The organism is Citrobacter portucalensis, from assembly GCF_023374935.1.
In the GTDB taxonomy this organism is placed as follows: Bacteria; Pseudomonadota; Gammaproteobacteria; order Enterobacterales; family Enterobacteriaceae; genus Citrobacter; species Citrobacter portucalensis.
The window spans coordinates 1088433-1108516 of sequence record NZ_CP092466.1 but is presented as its reverse complement, the minus strand read 5'-3'; the positions used below and the strand labels follow the sequence as shown (position 1 = coordinate 1108516).

19 protein-coding genes and 5 tRNA genes are annotated in these 20084 nt (G+C 53.1%); 9 read left to right on the top strand and 15 right to left on the bottom strand.

The features are described from left to right. Positions 1-69 precede the first annotated feature (69 nt). The 14 genes from gshA to mltB form a co-directional block, all read right to left on the bottom strand. Positions 70-1626, bottom strand: a complete 1557-nt coding sequence (gene gshA / locus LY264_RS05260; protein ID WP_032944711.1) for a glutamate--cysteine ligase — start codon at positions 1624-1626, stop codon at positions 70-72. Between the two features lie 77 nt (positions 1627-1703). Next, on the bottom strand, positions 1704-2132 hold the full coding sequence (locus LY264_RS05255; protein ID WP_003825961.1) for a YqaA family protein: 429 nt from the start codon (positions 2130-2132) through the stop codon (positions 1704-1706). Then, positions 2129-2695, bottom strand: a complete 567-nt coding sequence (gene yqaB, locus LY264_RS05250; RefSeq protein ID WP_003825960.1) for a fructose-1-phosphate/6-phosphogluconate phosphatase — start codon at positions 2693-2695, stop codon at positions 2129-2131. Before yqaB ends, LY264_RS05255 begins: the two co-directional genes overlap by 4 nt. 117 nt (positions 2696-2812) lie before the next feature. Continuing rightward, positions 2813-2889 (bottom strand) — tRNA-Arg (locus LY264_RS05245). Between the two features lie 60 nt (positions 2890-2949). Continuing rightward, a tRNA-Arg gene (locus tag LY264_RS05240) sits at positions 2950-3026 on the bottom strand. Between the two features lie 192 nt (positions 3027-3218). Continuing rightward, positions 3219-3295 (bottom strand) — tRNA-Arg (locus LY264_RS05235). A gap of 60 nt (positions 3296-3355) precedes the next feature. Then, a tRNA-Arg gene (locus LY264_RS05230) sits at positions 3356-3432 on the bottom strand. Positions 3433-3435: 3 nt separating this feature from the next. Further along, positions 3436-3528 (bottom strand) — tRNA-Ser (locus LY264_RS05225). A 336-nt stretch (positions 3529-3864) separates the two neighbouring features. Further along, entirely contained in the window at positions 3865-4050 is a 186-nt protein-coding gene (csrA, locus tag LY264_RS05220; RefSeq protein ID WP_000906486.1) for a carbon storage regulator CsrA, read from the bottom strand. Between the two features lie 238 nt (positions 4051-4288). Continuing rightward, positions 4289-6916: an alanine--tRNA ligase gene (gene alaS / locus LY264_RS05215; RefSeq protein WP_048225245.1), complete on the bottom strand. Its 2628-nt coding sequence runs from the start codon at positions 6914-6916 to the stop codon at positions 4289-4291. A 128-nt stretch (positions 6917-7044) separates the two neighbouring features. Further along, entirely contained in the window at positions 7045-7545 is a 501-nt protein-coding gene (gene recX, locus LY264_RS05210) for a recombination regulator RecX (RefSeq protein ID WP_048225248.1), read from the bottom strand. Between the two features lie 86 nt (positions 7546-7631). Beyond that, positions 7632-8696, bottom strand: coding sequence for a recombinase RecA (recA, locus tag LY264_RS05205; RefSeq protein WP_003037330.1), 1065 nt, complete (start codon positions 8694-8696; stop codon positions 7632-7634). Positions 8697-8788: 92 nt separating this feature from the next. After that, positions 8789-9286, bottom strand: a complete 498-nt coding sequence (gene pncC, locus LY264_RS05200; RefSeq protein ID WP_048225249.1) for a nicotinamide-nucleotide amidase — start codon at positions 9284-9286, stop codon at positions 8789-8791. Positions 9287-9477: 191 nt separating this feature from the next. Then, positions 9478-10557 carry a lytic murein transglycosylase B gene (gene mltB / locus LY264_RS05195; RefSeq protein ID WP_048225252.1) on the bottom strand — a complete coding sequence of 360 codons (1080 nt, stop codon included), beginning with the start codon at positions 10555-10557 and terminating at the stop codon, positions 9478-9480. A 264-nt stretch (positions 10558-10821) separates the two neighbouring features. On the opposite strand from mltB, the gene srlA reads away from it, so the two are divergent. The 7 genes from srlA (at position 10822) to gutQ (ending at position 15743) form a co-directional block, all read left to right on the top strand. Then, on the top strand, positions 10822-11385 hold the full coding sequence (gene srlA / locus LY264_RS05190) for a PTS glucitol/sorbitol transporter subunit IIC (protein ID WP_003037339.1): 564 nt from the start codon (positions 10822-10824) through the stop codon (positions 11383-11385). Then, complete coding sequence (srlE, locus tag LY264_RS05185) at positions 11382-12353, top strand: PTS glucitol/sorbitol transporter subunit IIB (protein WP_048225255.1); 972 nt, start codon at positions 11382-11384, stop codon at positions 12351-12353. The genes srlA and srlE overlap by 4 nt, the downstream gene beginning before the upstream one ends. A gap of 13 nt (positions 12354-12366) precedes the next feature. Next, entirely contained in the window at positions 12367-12729 is a 363-nt protein-coding gene (gene srlB, locus LY264_RS05180) for a PTS glucitol/sorbitol transporter subunit IIA (protein WP_008785621.1), read from the top strand. Between the two features lie 17 nt (positions 12730-12746). Next, entirely contained in the window at positions 12747-13526 is a 780-nt protein-coding gene (gene srlD / locus LY264_RS05175) for a sorbitol-6-phosphate dehydrogenase (RefSeq protein WP_003037345.1), read from the top strand. A 55-nt stretch (positions 13527-13581) separates the two neighbouring features. Beyond that, positions 13582-13941 (top strand): transcriptional regulator GutM, encoded by a 360-nt coding sequence (gutM, locus tag LY264_RS05170; protein WP_008785622.1) that lies wholly within the window; start codon positions 13582-13584, stop codon positions 13939-13941. Positions 13942-14011: 70 nt separating this feature from the next. Continuing rightward, positions 14012-14785, top strand: a complete 774-nt coding sequence (srlR, locus tag LY264_RS05165; RefSeq protein WP_003037350.1) for a glucitol operon DNA-binding transcriptional repressor SrlR — start codon at positions 14012-14014, stop codon at positions 14783-14785. Continuing rightward, a complete protein-coding gene (gene gutQ, locus LY264_RS05160) occupies positions 14778-15743 on the top strand; it encodes an arabinose-5-phosphate isomerase GutQ (RefSeq protein WP_003825938.1) in 966 nt (321 codons plus the stop codon). Before srlR ends, gutQ begins: the two co-directional genes overlap by 8 nt. On the opposite strand, the gene norR is transcribed toward gutQ, so the two are convergent. Further along, positions 15740-17260, bottom strand: coding sequence for a nitric oxide reductase transcriptional regulator NorR (gene norR, locus LY264_RS05155; RefSeq protein WP_048215691.1), 1521 nt, complete (start codon positions 17258-17260; stop codon positions 15740-15742). The two genes, gutQ and norR, sit on opposite strands and share 4 nt — an antisense overlap. A 191-nt stretch (positions 17261-17451) precedes the next feature. On the opposite strand from norR, the gene norV reads away from it, so the two are divergent. Together norV and norW are read left to right on the top strand one after the other, a co-directional pair. After that, positions 17452-18900, top strand: coding sequence for an anaerobic nitric oxide reductase flavorubredoxin (gene norV / locus LY264_RS05150; RefSeq protein ID WP_048225258.1), 1449 nt, complete (start codon positions 17452-17454; stop codon positions 18898-18900). Beyond that, positions 18897-20030 carry an NADH:flavorubredoxin reductase NorW gene (norW, locus tag LY264_RS05145; protein WP_048215690.1) on the top strand — a complete coding sequence of 378 codons (1134 nt, stop codon included), beginning with the start codon at positions 18897-18899 and terminating at the stop codon, positions 20028-20030. Before norV ends, norW begins: the two co-directional genes overlap by 4 nt. The last annotated feature ends 54 nt before the right edge of the window (positions 20031-20084 follow it).

Here is a 20084-nt window from a genome sequence, read left to right as displayed (position 1 = left end):
TTTGTTATCATCATCCCTGTTTTCAGAGATGAAATTTTGGCCACTCCCGAGTGGCCTTTTTCTTTTGTATCAAGCGTGCTTTTCCAGCCACACGCTAAACGGCTCAGTATCAGCCGCTTCGATCTCCTGCTGACGACGCTTTGAAGCCTCGGTTTCAGCAATAAATTCAGCTTCCTGCACTATTTCTAACGGCTCTTCACGCAGCAGATTTCGGTAAGCCTCACCCAGCGCTTTGCCCGTGCCGCCAATACCTTCATCAATCATAGACCGTAGGATCCGGGCAGAGAAAGTCAGTTCAGGATTGTCAAAACAGGCAACCAGTTCATCACAGACCTTCTGATACTCCTCTCCCCCATCGATGCTGTCCAGCGTTTGTGCCACGCGTTTCAGATCGCGGAACAAATCTTTCCCAACCTTCGGCAGCGGGAACTGGGCTGTTTCACAGCCAATACCTAACGTCAGCCCAGGCTTACGCCCTTCGAGAATCACGCGATTCCAGTTTTTACGCGTACACAGCAATTCATCGCTGCTCATTTCCGGGGCATCAGCCAGCGCACACCAGACCATAAACAGATCGAGGAAACGCACCTGCTGCTCGTCCACGCCGATAGGCGAGAACGGGTTGATATCCAGCGAGCGTACTTCGATGTACTCGATACCGCCACGCAGAAGCGCATCTGATGGCGTTTCTCCACGACGAGTGACGCGTTTCGGGCGAATAGGCGCATACAGCTCATTTTCAATCTGCAGAACGTTGCTGTTGATTTGCAGACGCTTACCGTCTTTCTCCAGACCGATCGCCGCGTACTCCTCGGAAGGCGTCTTAATCGCGCGCTTTAATCCTGCCACATACTCATGCAAATCGTTAAACGTAATTCCGAGATTGCTTTGCGACTTATTGGTATAGCCCAAATCACTCAGACGCAGCGACGTTGCGTACGGCAGGTAATACATCCCACAGTCGGTTTTTTCAAACGGCAGAGTTGTCGGTTTTCCTTGCAGGAATGAGGAACAAATGGCCGGAGAGGCACCAAACAAATACGGGATCACCCAACCAAAACGGTAGTAGTTGCGGATCAGACGGAAGTAGCCCGCGGAGATCTTCTCTTTTGCATCCTCACCTTCGGTTACACCGCATTTCGCCTGCCAGAAAGCCATAGGCAGCGAGAAATTGTAGTGTACGCCCGAGATTGTCTGCATCAACGCGCCGTAACGGTTTTTGAGGCCTTCACGGTACAGCGTCTTCAGGCGACCGGTATTCGACGTACCATACTGTGCCAGTTCGATATCCTGACCTTCGGCAATATAGCAAGGCATGCTCAACGGCCACATACGCTCGTCGCCAAGGTTTCTGGCGGTATAACGATGTAAGTCGCGCATGAACGTGAGCATTTTCTCAATGTCGTCACCGGGAGGAGTAATGAACTCCAGCAATGCTTCGGCAAAGTCAGTGGTTATCCACTTATGCGTTAGCGCTGAGCCTAACACCTCAGGATGGCCTGTTGTTGCTAATGACCCATCTGCATTAACACGCAGCGTTTCGCGCTCCAGACCACGTTGAATCCCCTTTAACGCCTGAGGATGGTTTTCCAGCCAGGCCAGCGCCTGTGATACGTCCGGGATCAAATTGACCTCCCGCCTGTCAAAATCGTTTTAATTAGCATAATGGTATTGGTTACCCTGAAGGCTATCCCACAACACAATTAGTGCCACCACATAATGCCTTGTGTCGTAACCGCTGCGACAACAACATAGCGCAGCGCCTTGCCAAGGCATAAGAAAAAGAGAACTGGGCCCCACGAGATGCGCATCCACCCGGCTAACAGGCACAGCAAATCCCCCACAACCGGCATCCAGCTTAATAATAGTGTGACAGCGCCATAGCGCCGCAGCCAGCCAGTGGCTTTTTCTTGCCAGCGCGATGTTTTACGCAATGGAAAGAAACGCCCAAGGATAACGTTAGTTAACCCTCCAAGGCTATTACCCATTGTTGCTGTTAAGACTAAGACCCAGGGATGACTGACCCCGGAAACCAACAAAGCAACCAGAACAACTTCAGAATTGCCGGGTAATAGCGTGGCACTGAGAAAACTGCTGGCAAACAGTGACAGGAGCGACAGTCCATCACTCACAATAACCGGACATCCACGGCATCCATTCCCGCGGCATGCGCCGCCTGTATTCCAAAATCGGCATCTTCAAACACGACGCAACGAGCCGGAACAACCCCCATACGTTCGGCACAAAGCAAAAACGTATCAGGAGCCGGTTTATGGTGTTGTACGTGATCGGCTGCGACTACAGCATCAAAATAGCGACGCAGACCAAGGTGAGCGAGCAGCGCTTCTGCAATTGCGCTTTCACTACCCGTACCTACCGACATAGGACGACGACCATGCCAGGCTTTCACGACATCAACCAACGGCAAAGGCTGGACGCTATCCAGCAGCATGCTTCTCACCTTGTCGGTTTTTTCACGTGCCAGTGCATGAGGATCAAGATCGGCATGGTTCAATTCAATTACCGACTGCGCAATACGCCACGTTGGGGAGCCATTGAGGGCGACCATGGCATGTTCATCAAACCGTAGTCCATAATGCCCCAATACCTCATGCCACGCTTTACGATGCGTAGGCTCGGTATCCAGGATGGTACCATCCATATCAAAAATTAAACCCGCATAACGTTCGTACATCGTCTTCTCACAAGCCGAATGACCAGACGTTATTTTATCGTAATTGATTGATTTTGTCGCTGACAGCGAATTGAGGGGTATTCAGAGTGTATGTGGAAATGATTTAGAGGGGGAAGATGGTGCATCCGGGAGGATTCGAACCTCCGACCGCTCGGTTCGTAGCCGAGTACTCTATCCAGCTGAGCTACGGATGCATCAGGGAAACTTACTTTACTGCAGATTTGGTATCGCTGCTAAAGCGATATCAAATAATATGGTGCATCCGGGAGGATTCGAACCTCCGACCGCTCGGTTCGTAGCCGAGTACTCTATCCAGCTGAGCTACGGATGCATCGGGAAACTTGCTTTACTGCCGATATTGATACCGTGATAAGCGGTATCAAGTAAGAGATGGTGCATCCGGGAGGATTACTCGGCTGCGCCTCGCCCTGCGGGCCGTTGCTGAAGCAACGTTATCCTCCCTGGTGCTCGCGATTATCTCGCAGACCATGAAACAACAGTTTTGCTGTTATTTCGGAGAAGATGGTGCATCCGGGAGGATTCGAACCTCCGACCGCTCGGTTCGTAGCCGAGTACTCTATCCAGCTGAGCTACGGATGCATCAGGGAAACTTACTTTACTGCAGATTTGATGTCGCTGCTAAAGCGCTATCAAGTAATATGGTGCATCCGGGAGGATTCGAACCTCCGACCGCTCGGTTCGTAGCCGAGTACTCTATCCAGCTGAGCTACGGATGCAAATGGCGGTGAGGCGGGGATTCGAACCCCGGATGCAGCTTTTGACCGCATACTCCCTTAGCAGGGGAGCGCCTTCAGCCTCTCGGCCACCTCACCAACACGCCTCTTGCGAGTGCTTCGAAGAACTTGTTTCTGCTCATCGTCGCTGCGTGGCGCACATATTACTTTCTGGGACTTATAAGTCAAACAATTTTTCCAGAGCTTTTATCGTTTGCACATTTCACGCGCAATTAGTCTGCAAAAACGGCAAAAAGAGTGTTTTATCAACAGATAAATTGGCAATTTCCTGAAGGAGTGAACAAACGGAAACTTCGCAGGAAAAGGCATTACGCGCAGTGGAATCGAAAAAATGGGGAAGACGAAGAAGAAAAGAGAAGAAAAAGAGTAACTCAATCAGGTTGCGCCTCACCAGAAAGGTGAGACGCGAAAACCTTAGTAACTGGACTGCTGGGATTTTTCAGCCTGGATACGCTGGTAGATCTCTTCACGATGGACAGAAACTTCTTTCGGGGCGTTTACGCCAATGCGCACCTGGTTGCCCTTCACCCCTAAAACTGTCACGGTGACCTCATCGCCTATCATGAGGGTCTCACCAACTCGACGAGTCAGAATCAGCATTCTTTGCTCCTTGAAAGATTAAAAGAGTCGGGTCTCTCTGTATCCCGGCATTATCCATCATATAACGCCAAAAAGTAAGCGATGACAAACACCTAAGTGTAAGCAGTCACGGCATCACATTCTGTTAAACCTAAGTTTAGCCGATATACACAACTTCAACCTGACTTTATCGTTGTCGATAGCGTTGATTCAAACGCTGCGGATTGAAGTCCGCAGCGTCGACTTACGCTTATAATTATTACAGTTTTGCGCTGACCCAGCCTTTCACACTGGCTAACGCTGCAGGCAGAGCCGCTGCATCCGTACCACCGGCTTGCGCCATGTCTGGACGACCGCCACCCTTACCGCCGACCTGCTGAGCGACCATTCCAACCAGTTCCCCTGCTTTCACGCGATCTGTCACGTCCTTAGACACACCCGCAATCAGAGAAACCTTACCTTCCACTACCGTTGCCAGAACGATAACGGTAGACCCCAGTTGATTTTTCAGATCATCAACCATGGTACGCAACATTTTCGGCTCAACGTCCGCGAGTTCGCTGACCAGCAGCTTCACGCCGTTGATATCAACCGCTTTGCTGGAAAGATTTGCACTCTCCTGCGCCGCAGCCTGTTCCTTCAATTGCTGCAATTCTTTTTCCAGTTGACGTGTACGCTCCAGCACGGAACGAACTTTGTCACCGATATTCTGGCTATCGCCTTTCAGCAGCTGCGCAACATCGCTTAAGCGATCGCTCTCAGCATGCACGGTTTGGATAGCACCTTCACCGGTTACGGCTTCAATACGACGAACGCCTGCCGCAGTACCTGACTCGGACACAATGCGGAACAGACCGATATCACCCGTACGGCTGGCGTGAGTACCGCCACACAACTCGGTAGAGAAATCACCCATGCTCAGAACGCGCACATGGTCGTCATATTTCTCGCCAAACAGTGCCATTGCGCCTTTGGCTTTTGCCGCTTCGAGATCCATGATGTTCGTTTCAATCGGCAAGTTGCGACGGATTTGCGCGTTCACCAGATCTTCAACGGCACGGATTTCAGCAGGCTTCATTGCTTCGGTATGAGAGAAGTCGAAGCGCAGCAGTTTATCGTTAACCAACGAACCTTTCTGTGCCACATGCGTGCCCAGAACCTGGCGCAGCGCCGCGTGCATCAGATGCGTTGCGGAGTGGTTCAAACGAATACGCGCACGACGGGCTTCATCCACATCAGCCTGTACCGCATCACCAATTTTCAGAGAACCCGCAGACAGCTTGCCGATGTGACCAATGGCCTGGCCATATTTCTGCGTGTCGCTAACGGCAAACGCGAAGCCTGCGCCTTTCAGTTCACCCTTGTCGCCAACCTGACCACCAGATTCCGCATAGAACGGCGTCTGATCCAGTACGACAACGGCTTCCTGACCTGCGTTAATTGCGTCTACCGCTTTACCATCAACAAACAGCGCGGTCACTTTGCCGTTCAGTTCCAGGTGCTCGTAGCCTTTAAATTCAGAGGCGCCATCAACGCGAATCATCGCATTGTAGTCTGCGCCGAAGCCGCTGGCTTCACGCGCACGACGGCGCTGTTCTTCCATTGCAGCTTCAAAGCCTGCTTCGTCAACCTTAATGTTACGCTCGCGGCAAACGTCTGCCGTCAGGTCAACCGGGAAACCGTAGGTGTCATACAGACGGAATGCGGTTTCGCCATCCAGCGTATCGCCAGACAGTTTTGCCAGTTCTTCGTCCAGCAGCGCCAGACCACGCTCCAGAGTACGCGCAAACTGCTCTTCTTCGGTTTTCAGAACCTGTTCAACCATAGCCTGCTGACGCTTCAGTTCTTCACCTGCAGAGCCCATGACGTCTACCAACGGACCAACCAGCTTGTAGAAGAAGGTATCCTTCGCGCCCAGCATGTTGCCATGACGTACCGCGCGACGAATGATACGGCGCAGCACATAGCCACGGTTTTCATTCGACGGCACAACGCCATCGGCAATCAGGAATGCACAGGAACGGATATGGTCAGCGATAACGCGCAGAGACTTGTTGCTCAGATCGGTTGCGCCAGTGACTTTCGCCACGGATTCAATCAGTGAGCGGAACAGGTCGATTTCATAGTTGGAGTTAACGTGTTGCAGCACGGCCGCAATACGCTCCAGACCCATACCGGTATCCACGGACGGTTTCGGCAGCGGTTCCATGGTGCCGTCAGCCTGACGGTTGAACTGCATGAAGACGATGTTCCAGATCTCAATGTAGCGATCGCCATCTTCTTCTGCGCTTCCCGGAGGTCCACCCCAGATATGGTCACCGTGGTCGTAGAAAATTTCGGTACATGGACCGCAAGGACCGGTATCACCCATCTGCCAGAAGTTGTCTGAAGCATAAGCCGCACCTTTGTTATCACCGATACGGATGATACGTTCGCGCGGAATACCGACTTCTTTTTCCCAGATTTCATAGGCTTCATCGTCAGTTTCATAGACGGTTACCCACAGACGCTCTTTTGGCAGAGCAAACCAGTTTTCACCGGTCAGCAGTTCCCATGCATATTGAATAGCGTCGTGTTTGAAGTAATCGCCGAAGCTGAAGTTGCCCAGCATTTCGAAGAAAGTGTGGTGACGTGCAGTGTAACCGACGTTTTCCAGGTCATTGTGCTTACCGCCCGCACGTACACAACGCTGCGAGGTGGTTGCGCGGGAATAATTACGCTTGTCGAGGCCAAGGAAAACATCCTTGAACTGGTTCATCCCGGCGTTGGTAAACAACAAAGTAGGGTCATTGTTCGGTACCAGGGAGCTGCTGGCAACTACCTGGTGTCCTTTACTATGGAAAAAATCGAGAAACGCCTGACGGATCTCAGCGGTGCTCTTGCTCATAATTATCCTGAAGAAATCAAGCTAACGAAATGTCATTACCAGCATCGGCACGCAAACTGCGCCTCTGGCAATCGAAAAGTGGGAATAAGATAAGTTTTCTTTACTGGGAAGTAAAATCCCGTATGCGGTCAATCGTCAAAATTTCGCCATATTGCCTGAATATCTTCCATCAGATAGCCGCGATAGAGCAAAAAACGCTGGACCTTTACTTTATCTGAAAAATCGACAGGTAAAGGTTCACCGTACTTCCGAATGGCCTGCTCGCGTGCAAGCACTGCCCAGTCAATTTCGCACTCACGCATGGCCCGCTCGATAGCTTCACGCGCGATCCCTTTTTGGTTTAATTCCTGGCGCACTCGGGCTGGTCCATAACCTTTGCGGCTACGGCTGGCGATAAACTGCTGCACGAAACGATCATCATCCAGATAACGACTTTCAATACACCAGGCGATGACCTTGTCGTAATCCTCCGGCGTGGCATCAATTTCTTCTGGTCCATTTTTCCCCATCACCGGAGCGGCCAGCTTACGCCGCAGTTCCTGCTCGCTGTGGTCGCGCATCGCCAGAATGCGTACGGCGCGGTCAAGCAGTCGGGAATAAGCAGAACGGCGGGAAGTTGCTTCTGTCATAGTAAGCCTTCAGAAATGAAAAAGGGCTGCATGATATGCAGCCCTTTACTATATGTGATTCACAACATGCGATTCAAAACAGATTATCAGAAATCTTCGTTCGTTTCTTTTACGTCTTCGCCGCTGTCATCAACGGAGAAATCAGGCGTTGAATCCTGGTTATTGAGCAGTAACTCACGCAATTTCTTCTCAATTTCTTTCGCAGTTGCCGGGTTTTCTTTCAGCCAGTTGGTCGCATTCGCTTTACCCTGACCGATTTTCTCACCGTTGTAGCTGTACCATGCACCGGCTTTTTCAATCAGCTTCTCTTTCACGCCCAGGTCAACCAGTTCGCCGTAGAAGTTGATGCCTTCACCGTAAAGGATCTGGAATTCAGCCTGTTTGAACGGCGCTGCAATTTTGTTTTTCACAACCTTAACGCGGGTTTCGCTGCCAACCACGTTGTCGCCTTCTTTCACCGCGCCAATACGACGGATGTCCAGACGAACAGACGCATAGAATTTCAGGGCGTTACCACCGGTGGTGGTTTCCGGGTTACCAAACATAACGCCAATCTTCATACGGATCTGGTTGATGAAAATCAGCAGCGTGTTGGACTGCTTCAGGTTACCGGCCAGCTTACGCATTGCCTGGCTCATCATACGCGCCGCAAGGCCCATGTGAGAGTCGCCAATCTCGCCTTCGATTTCTGCCTTCGGCGTCAATGCGGCAACGGAGTCGACAACGATAACGTCAACCGCACCGGAGCGCGCCAGCGCATCACAGATTTCCAGCGCTTGTTCACCGGTATCCGGCTGAGAACACAGCAGGTTGTCGATATCAACACCAAGCTTACGGGCATAGACCGGATCCAGCGCGTGTTCCGCATCGATAAATGCACAGGTTTTACCTTCACGCTGCGCAGCGGCAATAACCTGCAGGGTCAGCGTTGTTTTACCGGAGGATTCAGGCCCGTAGATTTCGACGATACGGCCCATTGGCAAACCGCCCGCGCCCAATGCGATATCCAGAGAAAGCGAACCGGTGGAGATAGTTTCCACATCCATGGAACGGTCTTCACCCAGGCGCATGATGGAGCCTTTACCGAATTGCTTTTCGATCTGACCCAGCGCTGCAGCCAACGCTTTCTGTTTGTTTTCGTCGATAGCCATTAATTACTCCTGTCATGCCGCTTTCGGGTTAAACCGCGAAACGTGATAGATAATGTTCTGTTGAGGCAATTATACTGTATGCTCATACAGTATCAAGTATTTTGTAGAAATTGTTGCCACAGGGTTTGTAACGCGTAGACGGTCGCCTGTCGACGTACCGCGTCGCGATCGCCGCTGAAGCATTCCCGACGCGTAATACCCTCGCCGCTCGCGCTGGCAAAGGCGAACCATACGGTACCCACGGGCTTTTCTTCACTGCCGCCATCCGGCCCGGCAATACCACTGATCGAGACCGCGAAATGCGCGCGGGCAGCTTTTAGCGCGCCAATCGCCATCTCCACCACCACAGGCTCGCTCACCGCCCCATGCTGGGCCAGCGTCTCTTCGCGCACGCCAATCATTTGTGCTTTGGCTTCGTTGCTGTAGGTCACAAACCCGCGTTCAAACCAGGCGGAGCTTCCGGCAATATCCGTAATCGCTTTGGCCACCCAGCCGCCGGTGCAGGACTCCGCCGTCGTAACGGTCGCCCCACGCGCTTTCAGCGCCAGGCCAACCTGCTCACTTAACTGCATCAGTTCACTGTCGGTCATTTCAGCCTCTGTCAGTTAAAAAATATGCCGGACAAGATAGCACTTTCATAACTAATGTGGGGATGGAGAGAACGTTTTACGAGGGGGATTCCAAAAATTGCTCCGTTGCATAAATAAGACCTGCCGGATGACGATGTCAGGGCATCTTATCCGGCCTACGAGAGATTTCTTCCTGTAGGCCGGTGGAGCGATTACTGCACGCGCGCCAGCGCGACCGCCTGACCCAACTGCCACACGGCCATCGCGTAGTGGGTACTGTGGTTGTAGCGGGTGATGGTGTAGAAGTTCGGCAGTCCATACCAGTACTGATAGCCGGTACCAATATCCAGGCGCAGCAGGCTGGCCTGCTGATGATTACCCAACGACTGCTGTGGCGTCAGACCCGCGGCAGCAAGCTGAGAAATGCTGTACTGGGTTTTAAAGCCGTTCGCCAGCCCAGGTGCCTGACCATTTGCCGGCACCGCGACCGTATCGCCTTTCACCCAGCCGTGGCCCTTGAAGTAATTCGCCACGCTACCGATGGCATCAACCGGATCCCACAGGTTAATGTGGCCATCACCATTAAAATCAACGGCATATTGCTTATAGGAAGACGGCATAAACTGGCCGTAGCCCATCGCGCCGGCAAAAGAACCTTTCAAATCGAGCGGATCGTCGCTTTCATCTCGCGCCATCAGCAGGAAGGTTTCCAGTTCACCAGAGAAGTATTCCGCACGACGAGGATAGTTAAACGACAGCGTCGCCAGCGCATCCAGAATCCGCGTTTTACCCATCACGCGACCCCAACGCGTTTCAACGCCGATAATGCCAACGATAATTTCCGGCGGAACACCATAGACCTGCCACGCGCGGTTCAGCGCATCTTCATATTGATTCCAGAAGGCCACACCATTTTGCACGTTGTCAGGCGTGATGAACTGTTTGCGGTAGCGCAGCCATGCGCCGTTAGGACCGGCTGGCGGTTGAGTCGTCGGTGCCTGGCGGTCCATCAAACGCAATACCGAGTCCAGACGCTTGGCCTGCGACAGGATCTCCTGCAACTGCTGGCGGTCAAAGCCGTGCTTGTTGACCATTTTTTCGATGAACTGCTGCGCGTTCGGATTATTGGCAAAATCACCGCCCGTTTGCATGACGTTGTGCTGTGGCTCAAGCAGGAAGCCGCCGGATGGCGCACCCGTAGTCGTTTGAGTCTCTGAAGGTTTAGGTTTGCTGCTACAGGCAGCGAGCAGTACGAAAAAGGGGAGTAACGCTACATAACGACGCTTGAACATGAGACATCCATTAAACAAATTCAGCCTGGGAGAAGTATGGTAAAGCATCCTCCGCCATACAAGGAAGCGGTAGTCGCTCTCCTTCACAGAATTTACATCCCCTTTCATCTCTGACCTTCACATTTGCGAGCTTTCACGCAATAACTTTCAAATTAAAATATTTATCTTTCATTTTGAGATCAAAATAACACTTTTATATCTTTCGATCTGATTAAAATTAACCACCGTTTGGCAAGATAACTAAAATCCCTACAGGAGAGAATAATGATCGACACCATCACACTCGGTGCTGAGTGGTTTATCGGGCTGTTCCAGAAAGGCGGAGAAGTGTTTACCGGTATGGTGACCGGTATTCTTCCCCTGCTGATTAGCCTGCTGGTCATCATGAATGCGCTGATTAACTTTATCGGCCAGCAACGTATTGAACGTTTTGCTCAGCGCTGCGCCGGAAATCCACTGTCCCGCTATTTGCTACTGCCGTGCATCGGCACATTTGTATTTTGTAACCCGATGACGCTGAGTCTGGGTCGCTTTATGCCAGAAAAATACAAGCCCAGCTACTACGCCGCCGCCTCTTACAGTTGCCATTCCATGAACGGCTTATTCCCGCACATCAACCCCGGCGAACTGTTTGTCTATCTGGGGATCGCCAGCGGCCTGACCACGCTGGGGCTTCCGCTTGGCCCACTGGCGGTGAGCTACCTGCTGGTCGGTTTGGTGACTAACTTCTTCCGCGGCTGGGTGACCGATTTCACCACCACTATCTTCGAGAAAAAAATGGGCATTCAACTTGAGCAGAAGGTGCATCTGGCGGGAGCAACATCATGACACGTATTCGTATTGAAAAAGGCACCGGTGGCTGGGGCGGCCCCCTTGAACTGGATGCCGTACCGGGCAAGAAAATTGTCTATATCACCGCCGGAACTCGCCCCGCAATAGTCGACAGGATAGCAAGCCTGACCGGTTGGCAGGCAGTTGATGGCTTCAAAGAAGGCGAGCCGCCGGAGAACGAAATTGGTGTGGCGATCATCGACTGCGGCGGCACGCTGCGCTGTGGGATCTATCCCAAACGCCGTATACCGACGGTGAATATTCACGCTACGGGTAAATCCGGCCCGCTGGCTCAGTACATTGTCGAAGATATCTATGTCTCTGGCGTGAAAGAAGAAAACATCACGATTGTCGGCGAGGCATCCGCTGCGCCGCAACCTGCAAGCAGCACTATCGGTCGCGATTACGACACCAGTAAAAAGATTACCGAACAAAGCGACGGCCTGTTGGCAAAAGTGGGAATGGGCATGGGTTCAGCCGTTGCGGTTCTGTTCCAGTCCGGACGTGACACCATCGATACCGTCCTGAAAACTATTCTGCCATTTATGGCGTTCGTCTCGGCACTGATCGGCATCATTATGGCTTCGGGTCTGGGAGACTGGATTGCCCATGGACTCGCGCCGCTGGCCAGCCATCCGTTGGGACTGGTTACTCTGGCGCTGATCTGCTCTTTCCCGCTGCTGTCGCCTTTCCTCGGCCCCGGTGCGGTTATCGCCCAGGTTATCGGCGTGCTGATCGGTGTACAGATTGGTCTGGGGAACATTCCTCCGCATCTGGCGCTACCTGCCCTGTTCGCCATTAACGCCCAGGCTGCATGTGACTTTATTCCAGTCGGATTGTCGCTGGCCGAAGCACGTCAGGACACGGTCCGCGTCGGCGTGCCATCCGTACTGGTGAGCCGTTTTCTGACCGGCGCACCTACCGTTCTCATCGCCTGGTTTGTTTCTGGCTTTATTTACCAATAAGGGGCACTCAAAAATGACCGTAATTTATCAAACCACCATTACCCGTATCGGCCAGAGCGCCCCGGATGCACTGTGCGACCAGATGCTGATTACCTTTCGTGAAGGCGCGCCAGCGGATATCGAAGAGTTTTGTTTCATCCATTGCCACGGGGACCTGAACGGCTCTTTACAAGCCGGGATCCAGTTTGAACTGGGCCAGCACCACTACCCGGTCACCGCCGTTGGCAGCGTGGCGGAACAAAACTTACGTGAACTCGGGCATATCACCCTGCGCTTTGACGGGCAGAGCGAAGCGGAATTCCCCGGCACTGTACACGTTGCGGGCCCCGTCCCGGACGGTATCACCCCGGGCTGTATTTTGAAGTTTGTTGCTTAAGATTGAAGGAGATAAAAATGAATCAGGTTGCCGTTGTCATTGGTGGAGGCCAGACCCTGGGGGCATTCCTTTGCCGTGGGCTTGCGACAGAAGGATACCGCGTCGCGGTGGTGGATATTCAAAGCGATAAAGCTGCCAACGTCGCGCAAGAAATTAACGCCGAGTTTGGCGAAGGTACCGCGTACGGTTTTGGCGCAGATGCCACCAGCGAACAGAGCGTGCTGGCTCTGTCGCGCGGAGTGGATGAAATATTCGGTCGTGTCGATCTGCTGGTTTACAGCGCGGGTATCGCTAAAGCCGCGTTTATCAGCGACTTTCAGCTTGGGGATTTCGACCGCTCGCTGCAGGTCAATCTGGTCGGCTACTTCCTCTGTGCTCGTGAATTTTCACGCCTGATGATCCGCGATGGCGTGCAGGGACGCATTATCCAGATCAACTCAAAATCAGGGAAAGTGGGCAGCAAACACAATTCAGGCTACAGCGCGGCAAAATTTGGCGGCGTGGGCTTAACCCAGTCGCTGGCGCTGGATCTGGCGGAGTATGGGATCACCGTACATTCGCTGATGCTCGGCAACCTGCTGAAATCACCAATGTTTCAGTCGTTATTACCGCAATATGCGACCAAGCTGGGCCTTAAGCCAGATGAGGTGGAGCAGTACTACATTGATAAGGTTCCGCTTAAACGCGGCTGCGATTATCAGGACGTACTGAACATGCTGCTGTTTTACGCCAGTCCAAAAGCCTCTTACTGCACCGGACAGTCCATCAACGTGACCGGCGGTCAGGTGATGTTTTAATGTTGAATTGCCGGATGGCGGCTGCGCTTATCCGGCAAAATCAAAGGAGTACATAATGGTTTCCGCACTGATTACCGTCGCCGCTATCGCCTGGTGCCTGCAACTGGCGCTTGGTGGCTGGCAAATATCCCGCTTTAACCGGGCGTTTGATCAACTCTGCCAGCAAGGTCGGGTTGGTGTTGGTCGCTCCGGTGGGCGTTTTAAACCGCGCGTGGTGGTAGCCATTGCGCTGGATGAGCAGCAACGGGTGACCGACACGTTATTTATGAAAGGTCTTACGGTATTCGCCCGACCAGGCAAAATTGCCACGATAATGGGCAAACATCTTGATGATTTACAGCCTGATGTGATCTTTCCCCATGATCCGTTATCACAGAATGCACTATCATTGGCGCTTAAACTGAAACATGGGTAATTTCGTTGTGAATGCTAATAGCTTGCGAAATTATCATTTTGCAACTTATTAAGTCAGGGTAATCACGCCTATGAAACCTCGTCAGCGTCAGGCTGCCATACTGGAGCATCTGCAAAAGCAGGGCAAATGCTCGGTTGAAGAACTGGCCCACTACTTTGACACGACCGGCACGACCATTCGCAAAGACCTGGTCATTCTGGAAAATGCCGGAACCGTCATTCGTACCTATGGCGGTGTGGTATTAAATAAAGACGAATCCGACCCGCCAATCGATCACAAAACGCTAATCAATACGCATAAAAAAGAGCAGATTGCCGAAGCCGCCGTCCGTTTTATACACGATGGCGACTCTATTATTCTGGATGCGGGTAGCACCGTACTGCAGATGGTGCCGATGCTCACGCGCTTTAGCAACATCACCGTCATGACCAACAGTCTGCACATTGTTAACGCCCTTTCGGAGCTGGACAACGAGCAAACTATCCTGATGCCCGGCGGGACCTTTCGCAAAAAATCTGCGTCATTTCACGGTCAGCTGGCAGAAAACGCCTTTGAGCAGTTCAGCTTTGATAAACTCTTCATGGGCACCGACGGCATTGACCTCAATGCCGGCGTGACCACCTTTAATGAGGTGTTTAGCGTCAGTAAAGCGATGTGCAATGCCGCTCGCGAAGTGATTCTGATGGCTGACTCGTCAAAATTTGGGCGCAAAAGCCCTAATGTTGTATGCAGTCTGGAAAGCGTCGACAAGCTGATTACCGATGCGGGCATCGACCCTGCGTTTCGTCAGGCGCTGGAAGCAAAAGGGATTGAAGTGATCATAACCGGAGAAACCAATGAGTGATGCACTACTGAACGCGGGCCGTCAGACGTTAATGCTGGAACTACAGGAAGCCAGCCGACTGCCAGAACGCCTGGGCGATGATTTTGTCCGCGCCGCTAATACGATTATCCACTGTGAAGGCAAAGTCATTGTCTCCGGTATTGGTAAATCAGGTCATATTGGCAAAAAAATTGCGGCGACCCTCGCCAGTACCGGCACGCCCGCCTTTTTTGTGCATCCGGCGGAAGCGCTGCACGGCGACTTAGGGATGATCGAAAGCCGTGATGTCATGCTGTTTATCTCCTACTCCGGCGGTGCGAAAGAGCTGGATCTCATCATCCCACGCCTGGAAGACAAATCCGTCGCACTGCTGGCAATGACCGGAAAACCGACCTCACCGTTGGGTCTGGCAGCCAAAGCCGTGCTGGATATTTCCGTTGAGCGCGAAGCCTGTCCGATGCGCCTGGCACCGACGTCCAGCACCGTAAATACGCTGATGATGGGTGACGCGCTGGCGATCGCTGTAATGCAGGCGCGCGGCTTTAACGAAGAAGATTTTGCCCGCTCACATCCGGCAGGTGCGCTGGGCGCTCGTCTGTTAAATAAAGTGCATCATCTGATGCGCCGTGACGATGCCATACCTCAGGTGAAGCTCACCACCAGCGTTATGGACGCGATGCTGGAACTCAGCCGCACGGGTCTTGGCCTGGTCGCGGTCTGCGACGACCAGTCACTGGTGAAAGGGGTCTTTACCGACGGTGACCTGCGCCGCTGGCTGGTTGGCGGCGGAGCGCTCACCACCCAGGTTAGCGAAGCTATGACTCAGAATGGCATTACGCTACAGGCGCAGAGCCGCGCGATTGACGCCAAAGAGATCCTGATGAAGCGTAAAATCACTGCCGCACCGGTGGTCGATGAAAACGGTAAACTCACCGGTGCTATCAACCTGCAGGATTTCTATCAGGCCGGTATTATCTAATCCTTCAGACCCAGACGTTTCGCCAGCCGGTGCAGGTTGGCGACGTCTGTTTCCAGCGCCCGCGCGCTTGCCGCCCAACTGTGATTATTTTGCGCCAGTGCCCGGCGGATCATCTCCCGCTGGAACGACTCTGTTGCTTCACGCAGATTGTGATGTTGTGGGATCTCCGCAACAACTTCCGCCACCTGCGGAGCCGGACCTTCATCCTGCAAGGCAAAATGCTGCGCCTCCAGCACCACTTCATCCCCTGCCCTGGTAGCCCTGGCCAGAACAACCGCCCGGTGAATGGCATGTTCCAGCTCGCGCACGTTTCCGGGCCAGCCGTAATTCAGCAGATGACTACGCGCTCCGGGGCTTAGCACCACGCGGGAAAGACCCAGCCGTAGTCGGCATTGCTCGCAAAAATAGCCGGCCAGCAGCACCACATCTTCGCCGCGCTCACGAAGAGGCGGTACAGAAAGGGGGAAAACGCTCAGACGGTGGAACAAATCCGCGCGGAAATTCCCGGCCAGCACCTCTTCGCGTAAATCACGGTTCGTCGCCGCCAGCACCCGCACATCCACGCGCAGGCTGCGATCGTCACCCACGCGCTGAATATCGCCGTACTGCAATACGCGCAGCAGCTTAGCCTGTAGCGCCAACGAGAGTTCGCCTATCTCGTCGAGAAACAGCGTCCCATTGTCGGCCATTTCAAACTTACCGCTACGATTGCTGATAGCCCCGGTAAATGCACCTTTTACGTGACCAAACAGCTCACTTTCGGCTACGGTTTCCGGCAACGCCGCGCAGTTCAGATACACCAGTGGATTCACCGCGCGCGGCGAACCTTCATGGATAGCTTTAGCCACCAGCTCCTTCCCGGTCCCTGTTTCGCCGCTAATCAGCACGTTGAGATCGGACCCCGCCACAATCTCAATTTCTTTTTTCAACTGCATCATATTGGGCGACAGGCCAATCATCTGGGTTTCCGTCACCTGCTCAAAGTTGGTTGACGAACCTGGCAGCATATTCTGGCTTTCCAGTTGTTCAATCAGCAGCGCATTGCTCAGCGCACCCGCCGCCAGCGCGGCAATCAGCCTAAGCTCCTCATCGCTGAAAACATCGAACTGATCGGGCTCCATGCCATCCAGGGTTAACGCACCAATCAAATTTTGACCGGCGAACAACGGCAGCCCAATACAGGCATGCACCTTCAGACTCTCCTGCCCCGGAATCAGACCATCATATGGGTCTGGCAAATCGCTGTCGGCAGGGAAACGAACCACGTCTCCGGCGCGGGCAATCGCCTCCAGACGCGGATGCCCTTCCAGAGTAAAGCGTCTGCCGAGAACATCCTGCGCCAGCCCATCGATCGCCAGCGGAATAAACTGTCGCGACTCATAGCGCAGCAGTGCCGACGCGTCGCACTCCAGCACCTGACGCAAAGTGGTTATCAGACGTTGAAAACGGTCCTGATGTCCAATACCGCTTTGTAATTCAATGGCGATGCCCGCCAGCACGTCTACGGAAAAGCTCATGACTACCTCATTGTCATTTTGACAATTCATATTGTCATATTGACAATAAAATGAATAGTCATTTTGACTACCACTTAATAAGCAGGAAACAATAAAACCATTAAAATCAAAAAGATAAAAAGTTGGCACGCAACCTGCAATAAGCAAAACATCTTTTTTAGAAAAACGCTGAATTAATTACTGAGGTTGCTATGTCTATTCTGGTTAAAAATAACATTCATTGGGTTGGCCAACGTGACTGGGAAGTTCGTGATTTCCACGGGACTGAATACAAAACGCTGCGCGGCAGCAGCTACAACAGCTATCTCATCCGTGAAGAAAAAAATGTCCTGATCGATACAGTAGACCACAAGTTTAGCCGTGAATTCGTGCAGAACCTGCGCAGTGAAATTGACCTCGCGGATATCGACTACATCATCATTAACCACGCGGAAGAAGACCATGCAGGGGCGCTGACTGAACTGATGTCCTGCATCCCGGACACGCCGATTTACTGCACAGCCAACGCCATTGACTCCATCAACGGGCATCACCATCACCCGGAGTGGAACTTTAACGTGGTGAAAACCGGTGATTCACTGGACATTGGTAACGGCAAACAGCTGATCTTCGTTGAAACGCCAATGCTGCACTGGCCTGACAGCATGATGACCTACATGACCGGCGACGCGGTGCTGTTCAGTAACGACGCCTTCGGTCAGCACTACTGCGACGAACGTCTGTTTAACGACGAAGTTGACCAGACCGAACTGTTCGAACAGTGCCAGCGTTACTACGCCAACATTCTGACGCCGTTCAGCCGTCTGGTTACACCGAAAATTACTGAGATCCTCGGCTTCAACCTGCCTGTCGATATGATTGCTACTTCCCATGGCGTGGTATGGCGCGACAACCCGACGCAAATCGTGGAAATGTACCTGAAATGGGCGGCGGATTATCAGGAAGACCGCATCACCATTTTCTACGACACCATGTCCAACAACACCCGCATGATGGCGGACGCCATAGCCCAGGGCATCAACGAAGTTGACCCGAACGTGGCGGTGAAAATCTTTAACGTCGCCCGTAGCGATAAGAACGAAGTTCTGACTAACGTCTTCCGCTCTAAAGGCGTGCTGGTCGGTACTTCGACGATGAACAACGTAATGATGCCAAAAATCGCCGGTTTGGTGGAAGAGATGACCGGCCTGCGTTTTCGTAACAAACGCGCCAGCGCCTTTGGCTCACACGGCTGGAGCGGCGGCGCAGTAGACCGTTTGTCTACGCGTTTGCAGGATGCTGGTTTCGAAATGTCGCTGAGCCTGAAGGCGAAATGGCGTCCGGACCTGGATGCGCTGGAACTATGCCGCCAGCACGGCCGTGAAATCGCGCGTCAGTGGGCGCTTGCTCCACTGCCGGAAACAACCGTGAAACCCGCATCCAAAGAAGAAGAATGCGCTTGCGCCGCTGCGGCTGCCGCCGATCTTGGCCCTAGCATGCAGTGCAGCGTGTGCCAGTGGATTTACGACCCGGCAAAAGGTGAACCGCTGCAGGATGTCGCGCCGGGAACACCGTGGAGCGACGTGCCGGATAACTTCCTGTGCCCGGAATGTTCATTAGGTAAAGACGTCTTCGACGTCCTGGCAACGGAGGCAAAATGAGCCGCGGAATTGTCATTATTGGTTCGGGCTTCGCCGCCCGCCAGTTAGTCAAAAATATCCGTAAGCAGGATGCAAATGTCCCGCTGACCCTGATTGCTGCGGACAGCATGGATGAGTACAACAAGCCCGACCTCAGCCATGTTATCAGTCAGTCACAGCGTGCAGACGACCTCACCCGCCAGTCGGCGGGGGAGTTTGCCGAACAGTTTAATTTGCGCCTGTTCCCGCACACCTGGGTAACCGACATCGATGCTGATGCCCACGTAGTGAAAAGCCAGGATCAGCAGTGGCAGTACGACAAACTGGTGCTGGCGACGGGCGCTTCAGCCTTTGTACCGCCGGTTACCGGACGTGAGTTAATGCTCACGTTGAACAGCCAACAAGAGTATCGCGCTTGTGAAACGCAGCTGCGTGACGCCCAGCGGGTACTGATAGTCGGCGGCGGCTTGATTGGCAGTGAACTGGCGATGGATTTTTGTCGTGCCGGTAAAGCGGTAACGCTTATCGACAACGCCGCCAGCATTCTGGCTTCGCTGATGCCGCCGGAAGTCAGCAGTCGCTTACAGCATCGTCTGACCGATATGGGCGTACACCTGCTGCTGAAATCACAGCTTCAGGGGCTGGAGAAAACGGCGTCAGGTATTCGTGCCACGCTCGATCGTAGCCGCAGCGTAGAAGTCGATGCGGTGATCGCCGCCACCGGCTTACGCCCGGAGACCGCACTGGCGCGTCGTGCCGGATTGAACATCAATCGTGGCGTCTGCGTCGATAGCTACCTGCAAACCAGCCACCCGGACATTTATGCTCTCGGCGACTGTGCGGAGATTAACGGTCAGGTGCTCCCGTTCCTGCAGCCGATTCAGCTGAGCGCCATGTATCTGGCGAAAAACCTGCTCGGCGGCAATGCGCCATTGAAACTGCCAGCCATGCTGGTAAAAGTCAAAACGCCAGAACTGCCTCTGCATTTGGCCGGGGAAACCCAGCGCCGCGATCTGAACTGGCACATCGCCGCCGAAGCGCAGGGAATGGTTGCCAGAGGGATGAACGACGAAGGCCAGCTGTGTGCGTTTGTCGTCAGTGAAGACCGCATGAAAGAGGCCTTTGCGCTGCTGAAAACGTTGCCTGTGTAAGTCTGGGATACCGGATGGCGCCGCTTCGCGTCTTATCCGGCCTACGACTTTGCC